The sequence below is a fragment of the Erythrobacter dokdonensis DSW-74 genome (genome assembly GCF_001677335.1).
Classification (GTDB): Bacteria; Pseudomonadota; Alphaproteobacteria; order Sphingomonadales; family Sphingomonadaceae; genus Erythrobacter; species Erythrobacter dokdonensis.
Genome location: NZ_LZYB01000001.1, coordinates 191,198 through 206,533, shown reverse-complemented (window position 1 = coordinate 206,533; position 15,336 = coordinate 191,198). Strand labels below are relative to the sequence as shown.

Here is a 15,336-nt window from a genome sequence, read left to right as displayed (position 1 = left end):
GGCGCGAGGGGCTCCCTTCCCCTGCCCCCGGCAACCGTTCCCGAGCGGCTACCAGCGAGATGTGACCGCTCAGTGATGTAGCGGTTGACACCGCTTGTATTGCAGAAAAGCGCCAAGGCGCAAAATCGGGGTGTGATTCAGTAGCCGAGGCGCGGGTCGAACACCGGTGCGACCGGCTCGCCGCGAAGATACTTGTCGAGGTTGTCGAGGAAGCGGTCCGCGCTTCGGACGAACATCTTGTCCTGTGCACGGCCGGAAAGGTGCATGGTCACATGCGCGTTGGCGAGCGACCATAGCGGATGGTCGGCAGGCAGCGGTTCGGGCGTAGTGACATCGAGGAAAGCGCCGCCAATTGCTTTCTTTTCAAGCGCTTCCACCAGTGCCGTCTGGTCGATCACGCTGCCGCGCGCGATGTTGACGATGACGCAATCGGATTTCATCGCCGCGAGTTCTTCCGCACCGATCATGCCTTCGGTTTCGGGCGTGGCGGGGACAGCAAGGATTACCCAGTCGAATTCACCGAGGCGCGCGCGCCATTCGTCGGGGCGCAAAGTGCCCTCGCCGCCCGAACGGCGCACCACCGATACTGCCACATCGAAGGCTTCGAGCCGCGGCTGGATCAGTTTGCCGATTGCGCCATAGCCAAGCAGCAGCGCCTTCGATCCCGCCAGCTCGCGCTTGCCCGGCGAATCGAGCAGCCATTCGTGCCGGTCCTGTGCGCGCACTACCTCGCGGTAGCCCTTGGCGATATTGAGCATGCCCATCACCACATATTCGGCGATGGTGATCGCATTGATCCCGGCCCCGTTGGTGACGGTGATCCCGCGCTCGATCAACACGTCCATCGGCAGGAAATCGAGCCCGGCATAGATCGAATTGAGCCACTTCAGTTTTTTCGCCGCGATCAGGGTTTCGGCCATGGCCTTCTGGTCGTTCATGTCGAACCAGCCGATCTCGGCATCGGAGACGGCTTCCATCGCTTCTTCGTGGGTCATGAACCAGCGCACATCGAGACCCTGCGGCAGGCGCGGTTCAAGCATCGGGCGGATCAGCCCGGAGATTGCCAGTTTCGTCACAACTTCCACTCCCATCCCAGCGGATCGCCGTCCATCACCTCGACGCACTGCGCCGCGAGTTCGTCGCGGATCGCGTCCGACGTGGCGAAGTCCTTGGCGGCGCGCGCTTCCTTGCGGCGGGCGAGCGCGGCTTCGATTTCGGCTTCGGTGATGGTCGCGGCCTTGGGGCGGATGCGAAGGTCGGCGCGGGTGAGATCGAACAGGTTCAGGCCGAGTAGTTTGTCGCACTCGGCTATCGCATTGAGCCGATCCCCTGCGTAGCCTTTCTCCGCCGAAATTGACTCTGCAATCACCAGCACCCTCGCAGTGTTAAGATCATCGGAAATGGCCTCATCGATCTGATAGAGACTCATGTCAGCCTTGCCTGCGGGTTCGGCATCAACTCGCTGCTTGAGCCGCTCGATGCCCATCACCATCCGCTTCAACCGCGTCAGGGCCGCGCCCAGGCCTTCCCAGCTGAACTCCAGCTCGGAGCGGTAATGGGCCTGCAAACACATCAGGCGGTAGGCGAGCGGGTGGTAGCCCTTGTCGACCAGCAGTTGCAGCCGCAGGAACTCGCCCGAGGACTTCGACATCTTGCCCGAGCGTTCCACCAGAAAATTGTTGTGCATCCAGATCTTCGCGCCCGAATTGCGCGGATCATCGAGCCCATTCGTGCAGCAATACGCCTGATTCTGCGCGATCTCGTTGGGGTGGTGGATTTCGCGGTGGTCGATCCCGCCGGTGTGGATGTCGAACGGGAAGCCGAGCAGCGCCTCGCCCATCACCGAGCATTCAAGGTGCCAGCCAGGCGCGCCCCGGCCCCATGGCGAATCCCATTCCATCTGACGGGTCTCGCCCGCCGGTGTCTTGCGCCAGATGGCGAAATCGGCGGCGTTGCGCTTGCCTTCGACGCTCTCGATACGACCTTCCCCGTCCTCGGTAACGGCCCGCGCCAGCCGCCCATAATCCGCCACCGTCGACACATCGAAATAGAGCCCGCTCTCCAGCTCGTAACAGTGCTTGTCGGCAATCGACTTGCCCCAGTCGATCATCGCCTCGACATATTCGGTCGCGCGCGGATGCTGTTTGGGCTGCACATTCAGCCGCGCCAGATCGCGCTCGAAATCCTCCTGATAGAAGCGCGCAATGTCCCATGCGCTCTTGCCCTCGCGCGCGGCCATGCGCTCCATCTTGTCCTCGCCCTCGTCCGCGTCAGAGGTGAGGTGTCCGACATCGGTGATGTTGACGACGTGGGTGAGGCTATAGCCCTTCCATTGCAGCACCCGCCCCAGCGTATCGGCGAAGACATAGGCGCGCATGTTGCCGATATGCTGGTAATTATAGACCGTCGGCCCGCAGGTATACACGCGCGCCTCGCCCGGATGGACGGGCTCGAACACCTCGATCGAACGGGTGAGCGAGTTGAACAGCTTGAGCGGCGTATCGGTCATGGCCCGCGCTTTGCTTGCGGACGGCGTGCGGGTCAATCCCAGCCGATGAACTTCACCTGCTCTTCCAGCGGCACGCGCTCGCGCTCGAAATTGTTCACCGGCGCGTCCGGGTCGCGGTAGCCGATCGCCATGCCGCAAAAGAACATGTAGCGTTCGTGATCAAGGCCGAGGAAGTCGCGGATCGTGTTGGCATAGAGCGCCATGAATTCCTGGAAGCAGCTATCCAGCCCCTCCTCGCGCAGCAGCAGGGCGACGGTCTGCAGCCACATGCCGACGTCCGACCACTGCGGCTCCTTCATCAGGCGCGGGAAATAGACGAACAGCACGGCCGGCGCATCGAAGCTTGTGGCATTCTTGGCCATCGCCGCCATGCGCCCGGCACCGTCGTCGCGGGCGATGCCCATGGCACCGAACATGCCCGCCGAAACCCCGTCGAGGCGCTTTTTGTAGGCCTCCTCCTGCCCCGGCGCGGCCCAATCGTATTCGGCAGTCTGCGGGCCGTTGGCGATGATCTTCGCCTGCAGGTCCTTGAGCGGCTGGCCGGTGACGATGCTCGCTTCCCACGGCTGGTAATTGCACCCTGAAGCCGCCCAGCGCGCCGTGTCCATCACGCGGGTGAGCGTGGCGAGATCGACCGGCTTGTCGAGGAACGCCCGGATGGAGCGGCGGGTGGTGACGGCTTGGGTAACGGTGGTCGCTTTCGTCATTGTCTCTTGATGCCCTTTTCGTCCTCGAACAGCTCGGCCAGCTGCTCCATGATCGTGCCGCCAAGCTGTTCGACGTCCATGATCGTCACCGCGCGCCTGTAGTAGCGCGTCACGTCGTGGCCGATGCCGATTGCCACGAGCTGCACCGGCGAGACCTTCTCGATCCACTCGATCACGCCCCTCAGGTGCGCTTCGAGATAGCCCGCCGAGTTCACGCTCAGGGTTGAATCGTCCACCGGCGCACCATCTGAAATCACCATCAGGATGCGGCGTTCTTCGGGGCGGTAGAGCAGGCGGGAATGCGCCCACATCAGCGCCTCGCCGTCGATGTTCTCTTTCAACAGGCCCTCGCGCATCATCAGCCCGAGATTGCGGCGCGCCCGGCGCCATGGCTCGTCAGCCTGCTTGTAGATGATATGCCGCAGATCGTTTAGGCGGCCGGGGTTCGGCGGCTTGCCGTCGGCCAGCCAGGCCTCGCGGCTCTGCCCGCCCTTCCACGCGCGGGTCGTGAAGCCGAGGATCTCGGTCTTGACCCCGCAGCGTTCGAGCGTGCGCGCCAGAATGTCCGCGCTGATCGCGGCGATGGAGATCGGACGCCCGCGCATCGAGCCCGAATTGTCGATCAAGAGCGTGACGATGGTGTCCTTGAACTCGACATCGCGTTCGACCTTGTAGCTAAGGGCAGTGCCGGGCGAAACGATCACGCGCGACAGGCGCGCGGCATCGAGCACGCCTTCTTCCTGATCGAAATCCCAACTGCGGTTCTGCTGCGCCATCAGGCGGCGCTGCAACCGGTTGGCGAGGCGCGTCACGACCCCCTGGAGCCCGGTAAGCTGGCTGTCGAGATAGGCGCGCAGCCGGTCCAGCTCCTCTGCATCGCACAGGTCGGGCGCAGCCACTTCCTCGTCGAAACGCGTGGTATAGGCCTTGTAATCGACGCTGGCGGGAATTTCGGCCTGCGGGCGGTTGGGGCGCACCGGGGCATTGGAGGCATCACCCTCGTCGCCCGGTTCGCCTTCGGACATTTCGCTGTCGGTTTCAGCCTCGGAGCTTTCGGAGCCCTCGCCATCACCTTCGGCCATGTCCCCGGCCATTTCCGCGCTCTGCGGATCGCCTTCGCCCTGGTTGTCATCCTCGCCCTGATCTTCGTCGCTGGGCGAATCCTCGTCGTCTGGGTCGTCCGATTCGCCTTCGTCGGGAGCGTCGGTCGGGCGGGTGAGATCGAGTTCGCGCAACATATCGAGCGCGAGTTTCTGGAAGGCTTCCTGATCGCCGATCTTGTCAGCAAGCCCCGCGAAATCACCTCCGACCTTTTCCTCAAGGAAGTCGCGCACCAGTTCAATCCCGCCCTGCGCGCGCGCCGGGACAGCCTCGCCGGTCAGCGCCTCGCGCACCAGCAGGGCGAGCGCGGTCTGCAAGGGGACTTCGGAGGAATTCTGCGCGCGCACGATCTTGTCGCCCGCGGTGCGCAGCTCGGTCGCGGCGTCGAGATTGGCCTTGATCCCGCCAAACCGGTTGGCGCCCAAAGCCTCGTAACGCACCTGCTCGATCGCGTCATAGCAGGCTCGCGCGACAGGTTCGGGCGGCGCGCTGCGGGCGTGGAGCGCAGGGTCGTGGTGACGCAGCTTCAACGCGAAGGAATCGGCGAAGCCGCGTGCCTCGCGGACCTGTTCGGCAGGAAGGTCACGCCCTGGCAGCGGCACGCGGAAACGGTTGCCCGCCGCGCCCGGCACATCGGCGCTCCACGCCACCTCGACCTCCGGGTCGCGCGCAATCGCCCGCGACGCGCCGGTCAGCGCCTGCTTGAACAGATCGAGCGGTGACTGGTCTGCCATCGCTTAGAGAATCGACTGTCCGGTCTTGGCCCAATCGGCGAGGAAGCCCTCGATGCCCTTGTCGGTCAGGACATGCTTGAACAGGGCATGGATCACGGCTGGCGGCGCGGTCATCACGTCGGCGCCGATCTTCGCGGCCTGGAGCACGTGGGTGACATGGCGCACGCTGGCGACGAGGATTTCGGTCTCGAAGCCGTAATTATCGTAGATCAGGCGGATGTCCTCGATCAGATCCATCCCGTCAAAGCCGTTGTCATCGTGCCGACCCACGAAGGGCGAGATGAACGTCGCGCCTGCCTTGGCTGCGAGTAGCGCCTGATTCGCCGAAAAACACAGCGTGACGTTGACCATTGTGCCATCGCCGGTGAGCGCCTTGCAGGTCTTGAGACCATCGACCGTCAGCGGCACCTTGATGCAGACATTGTCAGCGAGCTTGCGGAGGACTTCGGCCTCTTTCATCATGGTTTCATGGTCGAGCGCGACCACTTCCGCACTGACTGGGCCATCGACGATGGCGCAGATTTCGCGCGTCACCTCCATGAAGTCCCGCCCCGACTTTGCGATCAGCGAGGGATTGGTGGTCACCCCGTCAAGCAGGCCGGTGGCAGCCAAATCCCTGATCGCGTCGATCTCGGCGGTATCGGCAAAGAACTTCATGGGTCACTCCAGAGCTTTTCGCATGGCCAGCCGGGTCGCAGGAGCCTATCTGCACGGGCATGACCAGACTGTCGGTGTCATCTGCGCTGCTGCTTGCCGCCCTCGTGGCAGCTTGGCAACCGTCGAAAGCGCTGGCGGCGGAGGAAGACACGCAATTCTGGCTGATGACCTTCGCCACCGGAGAAGTGGCGGACGGCACCACCCTGACGGTGGACGGCTCCCAGCGCTGGCGATCCGACGGGCGCGGCGGCGACCAGCAGACGCTGCGGTTCAACATCGACCGCCAGCTTGCCAAGGGATTGCGTGTGGGCGGCGGTATGATGGTGCTGGATGCAGGCGGGCTTACCGAATTGCGGCCGCACCAGCAGATCACGCTGACGCGCGGGCGGTTCGAATCGCGGACGCGGCTGGAAGAACGCTTTTTCGACGGCGCGGACCGGATGGAGCTGCGGCTACGCCAGCGGATCCTTTACACCCAGCCGATCGCGCGGGGCTGGCGCGCCACGCTGAACGGCGAATGGTTCGCGCTGTTGCAAGGCCGCAATTCGGGGCAAGGTGCATCGACCGAACAGTGGCGCGCGCAGATCGCGGTCGTACACCGGCTGGACAAGCGGCTTGAAGTGGGGGCGGGTTACTGGCTCGTGGTCTTTCCGCGCGGCGAACGTAGCGACCGGATCAGCCATGTCCCGCTGACCACGATCACCTGGCATTTCTGACGCGTCACGCCAGCGCGCCGCACGACCATGGCCATTACAGCTGCGAACCCAGCCCGAACACGCCGATCAGCACCGGGTCGCGCGTGTCTTCAGGCCGCGCGCGGATGGCGGCTTCCTCGCGTGCGATCTCGCTCCAGATGGCGTCGTCGACCTCACGCCCGATCCGCGATGCGAGTTGGCCGGGGTTCACGCCCACCAGCGCGCCGAGCGCCTCACCGACCAGCGGATCCTCCGTCAGCCGGATCGCCTCGCCCAGCTCCGGCACCATCGCATCGAGCAATGCCGTGCCCATTTCCCCGCGCAGGAAGGTGCTCGCCGCCGTTGGCCCGCCACGCACCAGCTCGAGCGCGTTGGCGAAGCCGATCACCCTGACGGCATCAGTCACCACCGGCGCGGCGCGAAAGCTTGCCTCTATCGCGAAACCGGCAAACCGCTCCTCAAGCCCGTCCTTGAACAATTGCGAGGTCAGGATGCGCGACAGGGTGCCGCCGCGCGCGCCAAGGAACTGGTCGAGACCGATCCGGGCCACCTGCTCGTCCCAGAAACCGCCCGGCGCGGTCAGGCTTGCAAAGGCGTTCTCGGCCGACAGCAGCAGCAGGCGGCGCACCCCTTCCTCCATGGTGAAGGCAGGGCCGGTGTTTGCGCAGGCGGGCAGCAGCAGCATGGCGCCCGCCCCTGCTGCTCCTGCGAGCAAGGAACGGCGATTGGCAGAAGCGGCAAGAATTGTGGTCATTGGCGGGTCTCCATGCTTGCCCGACACTGATGCCGCCGCCCATATATCTCCACGATGAACCGCATTCGCCTGCTTGTGCTCAACGCTGCGCTCGGCCCGCTGGATTACCGGCTGCCCGATGGCGTCGGCGCGCCTGCGGGCAGCGTGGTGATCGCACCGCTGGGGCCGCGCAAGGTGACCGGGATCGTGTGGGACGAAAGCCGCTTGCCGGGCGAAGATATCGCCTTCGAACGGCTGCGCCCGATCGTCGAAGTGCTTCCCGTCCCGCCGCTTCCCGCAGCCCTCAGGCGGCTGATCGAATGGACCGCCGATTACTACTGCGCCCCGCTCGCCAGTGTCGCGCGCATGGCGCTGTCCAGCGGCGGCGCATTGGGCGGACCGGCGACGATGACCGAATACCGCCTGTCGGGCGGCCTGCCCGAGCGCATGACCGCGCAGCGCCTTGCCGCGATCGAGGCGCTGGAGGGCGAACAGGGCACGATAAGGGAGCTGGCGGGGATCGCGGGGGTTTCCGGAGGGGTGTTGCGCGGGCTTGTCAACCAAGGCGTGATCGAACCGGTAACAGTCGCCATCGACCGCCCCTACCCGCCCGCTGACCCCGATCATGCCCCGCCCGATCTTTCGCCCGAACAGAGCACCGTTGCCGCGCGGCTGATCGATGCGGTGAGGGCGGGTGCCTTTGCACCCTTCCTGCTCGACGGAGTGACCGGATCGGGCAAGACCGAGACCTATTTCGAACCTGTCGCCGAGACGATCCGGAGCGGTAAGCAGGTGCTGGTGCTGCTGCCCGAAATCGCGCTGACCGAAAACTTCCTTGCGCGCTTCGCTGCGCGCTTCGGAGCGCCGCCAGTGTTGTGGCACTCTTCCCTCAAATCGACCGAGCGCCGACGCGCGTGGCGGGCGATTGCCGATGGAAGCGCGCAGGTTGTAGTGGGCGCGCGCTCGGCGCTGTTCCTGCCCTATGCGGACCTCGGCCTGATCGTCGTCGACGAGGCGCACGAGGTCAGTTTCAAGCAGGATGACGGGGTGCGCTACAACGCCCGCGACGTATCGGTGATGCGCGCGCGCTTCGAAGGCGTGCCGGTAGTCCTCGCCAGCGCCACCCCCGCGCTTGAAAGCCTGCACATGGCCGAGATCGGGGTCTACGAAAAGCTCGAGCTGCCCAGCCGGTTCGGCGGGGCGAGCCTGCCGAAAGTGCGGCTGGTCAATCTCACCGAGGAAAAGCCCGGCAGCCAGCGCTGGCTGGCCAGACCGCTGGTCGATGCCCTGCGCGAACGGCTGGAGAAAGGCGAGCAATCGCTGCTGTTCCTCAACCGCCGCGGCTATGCCCCGCTCACCCTGTGCCGCAATTGCGGGCACCGCTTCAAATGCCCCTCTTGCAGCGCCTGGCTGGTGGAACACCGCCTCTCCGCCCGCCTCGCCTGCCATCACTGCGGGTTCGAGACGCGGGTGCCCGATGCCTGCCCCGAATGCGGCGAGAGTGACTGCCTCGTCGCCTGCGGCCCAGGGGTGGAGCGCATCGCCGATGAAGTGCGCGATCTCTTCCCGCAGGCGCGCATCGCACTCGCCACCTCGGACACGCTGAACACGCCCGAGCGTGCCGCCGAATTCATTGCGCAGGCCGAAGGCAAGGCGATCGATATCATCATCGGCACGCAACTCGTGACCAAGGGTTTCCACTTCCCCGAGCTGACGCTGGTGGGCGTAGTCGATGCCGATCTGGGCCTCGAAGGCGGAGATTTGCGCGCGGCCGAGCGCACCTATTCTCAGGTCGCGCAGGTCGCAGGACGCGCGGGGCGCGGAGCCAAGCCTGGCGAGGTGCTGATCCAGACCCGCCACCCCGATGCGCCGGTGATCGCCGCGTTGGCGGACGGTGACCGTGACGCCTTCTACGCCGCCGAGACGCAAGGCCGTCGCGATGCCGGCGCACCGCCTTTCGGACGCTGGGCGGCGATCATCCTGTCATCAGAAGACGAAAGGGAAGCCCGCGAGGCGGCGGTGCGGCTGGGCGACGTGCGCCCGCGGCTGGAGGGAGTGCAGATCCTCGGCCCCGCCCCTGCTCCGCTGGCCCTGCTGCGCGGGCGCTATCGCTACCGCTTTCTGGTGAACGCGCGGCGCAGCGCCAATCTGCAAGGCGTGTTGCGCGACTGGATCGCCAGCGTGAACTTCGCCCCCGGCGTACGCGTGGGCGTGGATGTCGATCCCTATTCCTTTGTGTAACGAAACCAAAGCGGGTCGCTCCGCGTAACCATCACATGACCTCTCCCATCCTCGTGCCCGTGCTCGGCGACCAGCTGTCGCGCAATATCTCCAGCCTCGACGGCCTCTCGCCAGCCCAAACCCGCATCCTGATGATGGAGGTGTGGGACGAGGCGACCTATGTGAAGCACCACAAGCAGAAGATCGTGCTGATCTTCGCAGCCATGCGCCATTTTGCCGCAGAACTTCGCGCCGAGGGTTGGCAGGTCGATTACATCCGCCTCGATGACCCGGAAAACACCGGCAGCTTCACCGGTGAAGTCGTCCGCGCGGTCGAGCGCCACGCGCCGAGCGAAGTGCGCGTCACTGAAAGCGGCGAGTGGCGGGTGGCACGCGCGATGGAAGAATGGGAGGGTCGCCTGCCCTGCCCCGTCACCATCCTGCCCGACACCCGCTTCATCGCCACACACGCCGATTTCCGAAACTTCGCAGACGGTCGCAAGCATCTGACGATGGAATATTTCTACCGCGAGATGCGCCGCAAGACCGGTTTGCTGATGCGTCGCGACGGAAACCCGGAAGGCGACCAGTGGAACCTCGATGCCGAAAACCGCGAACCGCCAAAGGAAGGCCTGCGCGCGCCGCCTGCGCCCAAGTTCACGCCCGACGAAACCACTCGCGCGGTGATCGAACTGGTGGGGACACGCTTTGCCGATCACTTCGGCGATCTCGAACCGTTCGGCTGGCCGGTGACGCGCGATGAAGCACTGGAAGCGGCCGAGGCCTTCTTTACCCGCCGCCTCGCTCTCTTCGGCCCCTATCAGGACGCGATGGTGCATGGCGAAGACGACCTCTACCACTCGATGCTTTCCACCAGTCTCAATATCGGGCTGCTGGACCCGCTCGAACTGTGCCGGCGCGCCGAGGACGAATACCGCGCAGGCCGCGCACCGCTAAACTCGGTCGAGGGCTTCATCCGCCAGATCATCGGCTGGCGCGAATATGTGCGGGGCTTTTACTGGCACCAGATGCCGGATCTGGCCGAAGCCAACGAACTCGCCGCCAACCGGCCCCTGCCCGAATTCTTCTGGACCGGCAAAACCGACATGCGCTGCCTCGCCGACTGCATCCGCACCACCCGCGAGGACGCCCACGCCCACCATATCCAGCGGCTGATGGTGCTCGGCAATTTCTGCCTGCTCGCCGGGATCAATCCGCGCGATGTGCAGGACTGGTATCTGGCGGTCTATGCCGATGCATACGAGTGGGTGGAGCTGCCCAATGTGAGCGGCATGATCCTCTACGCCGATGGCGGAAACCTCGCGACAAAGCCTTATGCCGCGTCAGGCAATTACATCAACAAGATGAGCAATTACTGCAAGGAATGCAGCTACTCGGTCAGCAAGAAGACGGGCGAAGGCGCCTGCCCCTTCAACCCGCTCTACTGGCACTTTATGGACCGCCACCGCGACCGGCTGGAAAGCAATCACCGCATCGGGCGCATCTATGCGACTTGGGACCGGATGGATGACGAGAAAAAGTCCGACTATCTGGAAAGTGCGCAGAAGTTTCTCGACAGCCTTGAACCCGCCCGAAAAGGCTGGGCGCGCGATTAGCACCTTCCGATGGGTCACAATCCCGATATGGTTAACCGCAATTAATTTTATTGACTCATTTTCATTTCTGTCCGCTATTACGGGAGGTTACTTACCAGGGGGGTGAGAAGATGAGTTTTCCCATTAGATTCGGCATTGCGATCACGCTGCTTTCGGCGTCAGGTGTCGCATGGGCACAGCAGGTTCCGGTGATCCCGGCGGAATGCGCGGCCACGAGCAACAATTGCGCGGTTGCCACCCAGACTGGCTCGAATGCCACCGCAACCATCAACCAGCCCGGCACCAGCAACACCGCGGTTGTGGAACAGACTTCTGTGACCGGCGCAGTCTCCACGGTTGAGCAATCAGGGTCGGTGAACTTCGCCGAGGTCGAACAGATCGATAATGGCCTGTCCTCTGTCCACCGTTCCACCATCGATCAGGGCGGAGACCGCAACACCGCGTTCCTCATCCAGAATGAACGCGGCAGCTCCGCAGGGCAGTTTTCGGACATCGATCAGTCGGGCAGCGATAACTATGCCGATGTTGCCCAGACCGGTTTTGCTGACGACTCCTTCGTGACCCAATCAAGCGACGGAAACAGCGCGATTGTCATTCAGGATAGCGTGCTGAATGGCGTCGGGTTCATCACTAACCAGACCTCAACCGTAATCCAGTCTGGAACGGGCGGTCACATAGCGAATGTAAGCCAGACGCAGGGGATATTAAGCAACAGCTATGTCGAACAGCAAGGCGACACCAACACGGCAACTGCCATTCAGATCGCGACCAGGCAGGACCTCGACATCATCCAGACCGGAAACGGCAACATAGCAACCGTATCACAAGGCCAGATCTTGTTTGGTCCCGGAGAAAATATCGCCTTCGTCGAACAGATCGGCAACTTCAATCAATCGACCATCACTCAGGTTCAATCGTCCAGTACCAACAATGCCCGGTCAACCCAATCCGGCGACAATGGCAGGTCAACCATTATTCAAGAAGGCGAGCCTGTCATGAACGCTCGCAACAACAGCGCGACCCTCAACCAGCTGCTCGGATCATCGGAAGCGGTGTCTCTGATCGACCAGATGGGCGAGGATAACATCGCCAGCGTCACCCAGGGCGGGATCGGAGATATGTCGACTGTCATACAGAACGGCAATGGCAACATGGCGACGGTGAGCCAGAACGTTCCTTGATCCGGGTGCGCGATTAGCGCCCCAGCGCCTTGAGCAGCCCCGCCGCCGCGCCGGTGTAGACATATTCGCGCAAGGTGGTGATCTTGCCGTTCGACACTTCGGCAACCACGCAGACCATCACCGACAATTGACCGCCATCAGGCCGGCTGGCGCGCACGAGGTGTTCCTCGACAAAGCCGCTGTCAGTTGTGGTGCGGATGGGGTTCTCATAGCGGAAGTCGGGCAAGGCGGCGTTCACCGCGCCTGCGAATTGCAACAGCGCATCGAGGCTCATCTCTGGCCCGCCATTCTGGCTCCCACGAAAATCGGGGGCGCAGCAATCGCGCGTGGTGTCCATGTCGTTGTTTTGAAGCGCGGTGAACAGGTGCTCGGCAAGGTCGGTGTTGCTCATGGGGCGCTGTGCTAGCGCGGCGCGCGCGGCTTGGAAAAACGTCCCCCCCATTGTGTCCGCCTTCCATGCGCGATAGGCGCGGGGGCAACGCTTTGAGGAGAGAACCCGAAACATGCTTACCGTCCACCACCTGCGCATTTCGCAATCCGAACGCATCGTCTGGCTGTGCGAGGAGCTGGGGCTGGATTACGAGCTGGTGCTCTACAATCGCGATCCCGAAACCCGGCTGGCCCCGCCTGAACTGAAGGCGCTGCACCCGATGCAGGTCGCACCAGTCATCACCGACGGCGATTTCGTGCTGGGCGAGAGCGGAACGATCATGGACTACATCGTGGCGAAATATGCGCCCGATACCGCCTTGGTGCCGGGCGCGGATCATCCCGATTTTGCCGACCACCTGTTCTACTACCACTGGGCCAACGCGACCTTCATGACCAATGGCATGATGGCGCTGGTGGCGCAGTTCATGGGCGCGAGCGAGCTTCCCCCCTTCGTCGCCGACCGGGTGCAGAAGGGCTGGGCGATCGTCGAAAAACGGCTGGGCGAGGCGGATTATTTCGGCGGCAGCCAGCTCACCACCGCCGACATCATGATGGGCTTCCAGCTCACAACCAGCCGTGCGATGAGCGGCATGGGCATTGAGGGAATGCCGAACCTGCAAGCCTACCTGAAGCGCATCGGGGAGCGCCCCGCCTACAGACAAGCAATGGCGAAATGCGAACCGGGGATGCCGCCGAAGCTGGACTAGTCGGCCACAAGGGGAGCGAGACATGGCGAAGGTCGGATCATTGCGCCGGGTTCTTTTCGGACTTGCGCTGGCGTGGACTGCGTCGGGTTGCAGCCAGCAGGACGAACAGCAAGGCAGCACGCCGCCCGGTCCCGCGGCGAGCGCGCCCGATCAGGCCTTTGCTCCGCCCGCGCTCGACAGCATCCCCGAAGGCCCCGAAGGCGATGCCATCCGGCGTGGGCGCGACATCTTCCTCAATACCGGCACGGCAGCGCGCCCCTATGTCGGCAGCGGGCTGACCTGCGGCAATTGCCATCTCGACGAGGGCCGCAAGCCCGATGCGTCGCCGATGTGGGCAGCCTGGGGCATGTATCCGGCCTACCGCGCCAAGAACGACCGGATCAACACGATGGAAGACCGCATCCGCGGCTGCTTCGTCTATTCGATGAACGCACAGGCCTCGCCCGCCGGTGTGCCCCCGCCCTATGGCGACGACATCTATCGCGATCTCGAAATCTATTTCGCTTGGCTCGCCAAAGGCGTGCAGGTGGGCACGCAAATGCCGAGACGCGGCTTCCCTTCCCTTCCGGAACCCGAACTTGCGCCCGACCCGGCACGGGGCCGGATTGTCTACGAAGAACAGTGCAGCGCCTGCCACCAGCCCGGAGGCGAAGGCGTGCGCAACGACGACGGCACCTATCTCTACCCCCCGCTGTGGGGCGATCATTCGTTCAACTGGGGGGCAGGGATGTCGCGGACCAAGGATGCCGCCGGGTTCATCAAGGCGAACATGCCCTTCGGACAGGACAATTCGCTCTCCGACCAGCAGGCATGGGATGTCGCCGCCTTCGTCACCACCCGCGAACGTCCGCGCGATCCGCGCCAGACCGGCAGCATCGAAGAGGCCCGCCAGCGCTTCCATGCGAAGGGCGACTATTACGGCCAGACGGTTGACGGCAATCTGCTGGGCGACGGGAAGTAACCGCAGGTCGTTCTATCGGGCCGGGTCGACACCCCCCTCGCGCCTGAGCAATTCCGCCTTGATCTCCAAGCCATAGGCATAGCCCCCCAGCGTGCCGTCGGCCGCGATCACACGGTGGCAGGGGATCAGCACCGCGACATTGTTCGCCCCGTTGGCCCCGCCGACTGCGCGGGATGCCTTGGGGTTGCCCAGCGCCGCCGCCAATTCGCCATAAGAGCGCGTCTCGCCGCAAGGAATGCGGCGCAGTTCTTCCCATACCCGCTGCTGGAAGACCGTGCCCCTGACGTCGAGCGGAATCGCGGCACTGCCCGTTCCCGGCTGTTCGACTGCCGCCACCACCTGCGCAAACAGTTGACGGAAATCATCGCCCGCAGGCACAAGGTCAGCCTTCGGAAAGCGTGCCCGCAATTCCTCCTCGCCCTCTCCGAAGGCGAGACAGCACACGCCCTTTTCGGTCGCGGCGACCAGAATCTGCCCCAGCGAGGTCGGCAGCACCGCCCAATGCACCTCGCGGCCCGCGCCGCCCCTGCTCCAGTCGCTCGCGCTCATGCCCAGCCTGCCTTTCGTCTGTGCGTAGAATTGTTTAGCCCCCCCGTAGCCTGCTTTTGACAGGGCCTCGGTCACGCTTAGGCCCGCGCTCAAGGCCTCCCGCACCCGCGCTTCACGGCACGCCTTGGCGAAGGCGGCGGGTGACAATCCGACGGTGCGCTTGAACAGGCGCTGAAAGTGGGTGGGTGCATAGCCGGTCAGCGCGGCAAGCTCGCCGAGGGTCATCGCGCCCCGCTCACGGATCGCCGCGAGCGCCGCCAGAACGCAGGCTTCCTCGGCGCTCTGCGTGGATGGGGAACAGCGCTTACAAGGCCTTAATCCGGCATCTTCGGCATTCTTGGAGGTAGGATAGAAGCGCACGTTCTTGCGCAGCGGCGGCCGCGCGGGGCAGGACGGACGGCAATAGATGCCGGTCGAATGGACCCCCGTAACGAAGGCGCCGTCATAGCGGCGGTCCTTGTCCAGCACCGCCCGCCATCGTTCCTCGTCACAAATGTTCTTGAAATGTTTCACGTGGAACACTCTGCCACAGCC

At 64.1% G+C, this 15,336-nt stretch carries 14 protein-coding genes; 6 read left to right on the top strand and 8 right to left on the bottom strand.

All coding sequences use genetic code 11. The annotated features are described in order from the left end of the window. Positions 1 to 137 precede the first annotated feature (137 nt). The 5 genes from I603_RS01040 to fsa are packed head-to-tail and all read right to left on the bottom strand — an operon-like array spanning position 138 to position 5,708. On the bottom strand, positions 138 to 1,076 hold the full coding sequence (locus I603_RS01040) for a D-2-hydroxyacid dehydrogenase (RefSeq protein WP_068861970.1): 939 nt from the start codon (positions 1,074 to 1,076) through the stop codon (positions 138 to 140). Then, the gene (gene cysS, locus I603_RS01035; protein ID WP_068861969.1) at positions 1,073 to 2,509 is read right to left on the bottom strand and encodes a cysteine--tRNA ligase; all 1,437 of its coding nucleotides are present in this window, start codon (positions 2,507 to 2,509) and stop codon (positions 1,073 to 1,075) included. The genes I603_RS01040 and cysS overlap by 4 nt, the downstream gene beginning before the upstream one ends. A 32-nt stretch (positions 2,510 to 2,541) precedes the next feature. Then, positions 2,542 to 3,216, bottom strand: coding sequence for a nitroreductase (locus tag I603_RS01030; RefSeq protein ID WP_068861968.1), 675 nt, complete (start codon positions 3,214 to 3,216; stop codon positions 2,542 to 2,544). Next, the gene (cobT, locus tag I603_RS01025) at positions 3,213 to 5,051 is read right to left on the bottom strand and encodes a cobaltochelatase subunit CobT (RefSeq protein ID WP_068861967.1); all 1,839 of its coding nucleotides are present in this window, start codon (positions 5,049 to 5,051) and stop codon (positions 3,213 to 3,215) included. Before cobT ends, I603_RS01030 begins: the two co-directional genes overlap by 4 nt. A 3-nt stretch (positions 5,052 to 5,054) precedes the next feature. Beyond that, the gene (gene fsa, locus I603_RS01020) at positions 5,055 to 5,708 is read right to left on the bottom strand and encodes a fructose-6-phosphate aldolase (protein WP_068861966.1); all 654 of its coding nucleotides are present in this window, start codon (positions 5,706 to 5,708) and stop codon (positions 5,055 to 5,057) included. Positions 5,709 to 5,767: 59 nt separating this feature from the next. On the opposite strand from fsa, the gene I603_RS01015 reads away from it, so the two are divergent. Continuing rightward, complete coding sequence (locus tag I603_RS01015) at positions 5,768 to 6,424, top strand: DUF2490 domain-containing protein (protein ID WP_068861965.1); 657 nt, start codon at positions 5,768 to 5,770, stop codon at positions 6,422 to 6,424. 34 nt (positions 6,425 to 6,458) lie between these two features. On the opposite strand, the gene I603_RS01010 is transcribed toward I603_RS01015, so the two are convergent. Next, positions 6,459 to 7,157 carry a DUF4197 domain-containing protein gene (locus I603_RS01010; protein ID WP_068861964.1) on the bottom strand — a complete coding sequence of 233 codons (699 nt, stop codon included), beginning with the start codon at positions 7,155 to 7,157 and terminating at the stop codon, positions 6,459 to 6,461. 54 nt (positions 7,158 to 7,211) lie between these two features. Here I603_RS01010 and I603_RS01005 point away from each other — a divergent pair, with 54 nt between their 5' ends. From I603_RS01005 to I603_RS00995, 3 genes are all read left to right on the top strand, one after another. Next, positions 7,212 to 9,377, top strand: coding sequence for a primosomal protein N' (locus I603_RS01005; RefSeq protein ID WP_068861963.1), 2,166 nt, complete (start codon positions 7,212 to 7,214; stop codon positions 9,375 to 9,377). Positions 9,378 to 9,412: 35 nt separating this feature from the next. Continuing rightward, positions 9,413 to 10,972: a cryptochrome/photolyase family protein gene (locus I603_RS01000; RefSeq protein ID WP_068861962.1), complete on the top strand. Its 1,560-nt coding sequence runs from the start codon at positions 9,413 to 9,415 to the stop codon at positions 10,970 to 10,972. 110 nt (positions 10,973 to 11,082) lie between these two features. Continuing rightward, on the top strand, positions 11,083 to 12,153 hold the full coding sequence (locus tag I603_RS00995) for a hypothetical protein (RefSeq protein ID WP_068861961.1): 1,071 nt from the start codon (positions 11,083 to 11,085) through the stop codon (positions 12,151 to 12,153). Positions 12,154 to 12,166: 13 nt separating this feature from the next. Here the strand turns inward: I603_RS00995 and I603_RS00990 are convergent, their stop codons facing one another. Beyond that, complete coding sequence (locus I603_RS00990; protein ID WP_068861960.1) at positions 12,167 to 12,544, bottom strand: nuclear transport factor 2 family protein; 378 nt, start codon at positions 12,542 to 12,544, stop codon at positions 12,167 to 12,169. A gap of 112 nt (positions 12,545 to 12,656) precedes the next feature. Between I603_RS00990 and I603_RS00985 the strand changes: the two genes are divergently transcribed. After that, complete coding sequence (locus tag I603_RS00985) at positions 12,657 to 13,292, top strand: glutathione S-transferase family protein (RefSeq protein ID WP_068861959.1); 636 nt, start codon at positions 12,657 to 12,659, stop codon at positions 13,290 to 13,292. A gap of 22 nt (positions 13,293 to 13,314) precedes the next feature. Beyond that, complete coding sequence (locus I603_RS00980) at positions 13,315 to 14,253, top strand: c-type cytochrome (protein ID WP_068861958.1); 939 nt, start codon at positions 13,315 to 13,317, stop codon at positions 14,251 to 14,253. A gap of 12 nt (positions 14,254 to 14,265) precedes the next feature. Here I603_RS00980 and ada read toward each other — a convergent pair whose 3' ends face one another. Continuing rightward, a complete protein-coding gene (gene ada, locus I603_RS00975) occupies positions 14,266 to 15,315 on the bottom strand; it encodes a bifunctional DNA-binding transcriptional regulator/O6-methylguanine-DNA methyltransferase Ada (RefSeq protein ID WP_068861957.1) in 1,050 nt (349 codons plus the stop codon). Positions 15,316 to 15,336 lie beyond the last annotated feature (21 nt).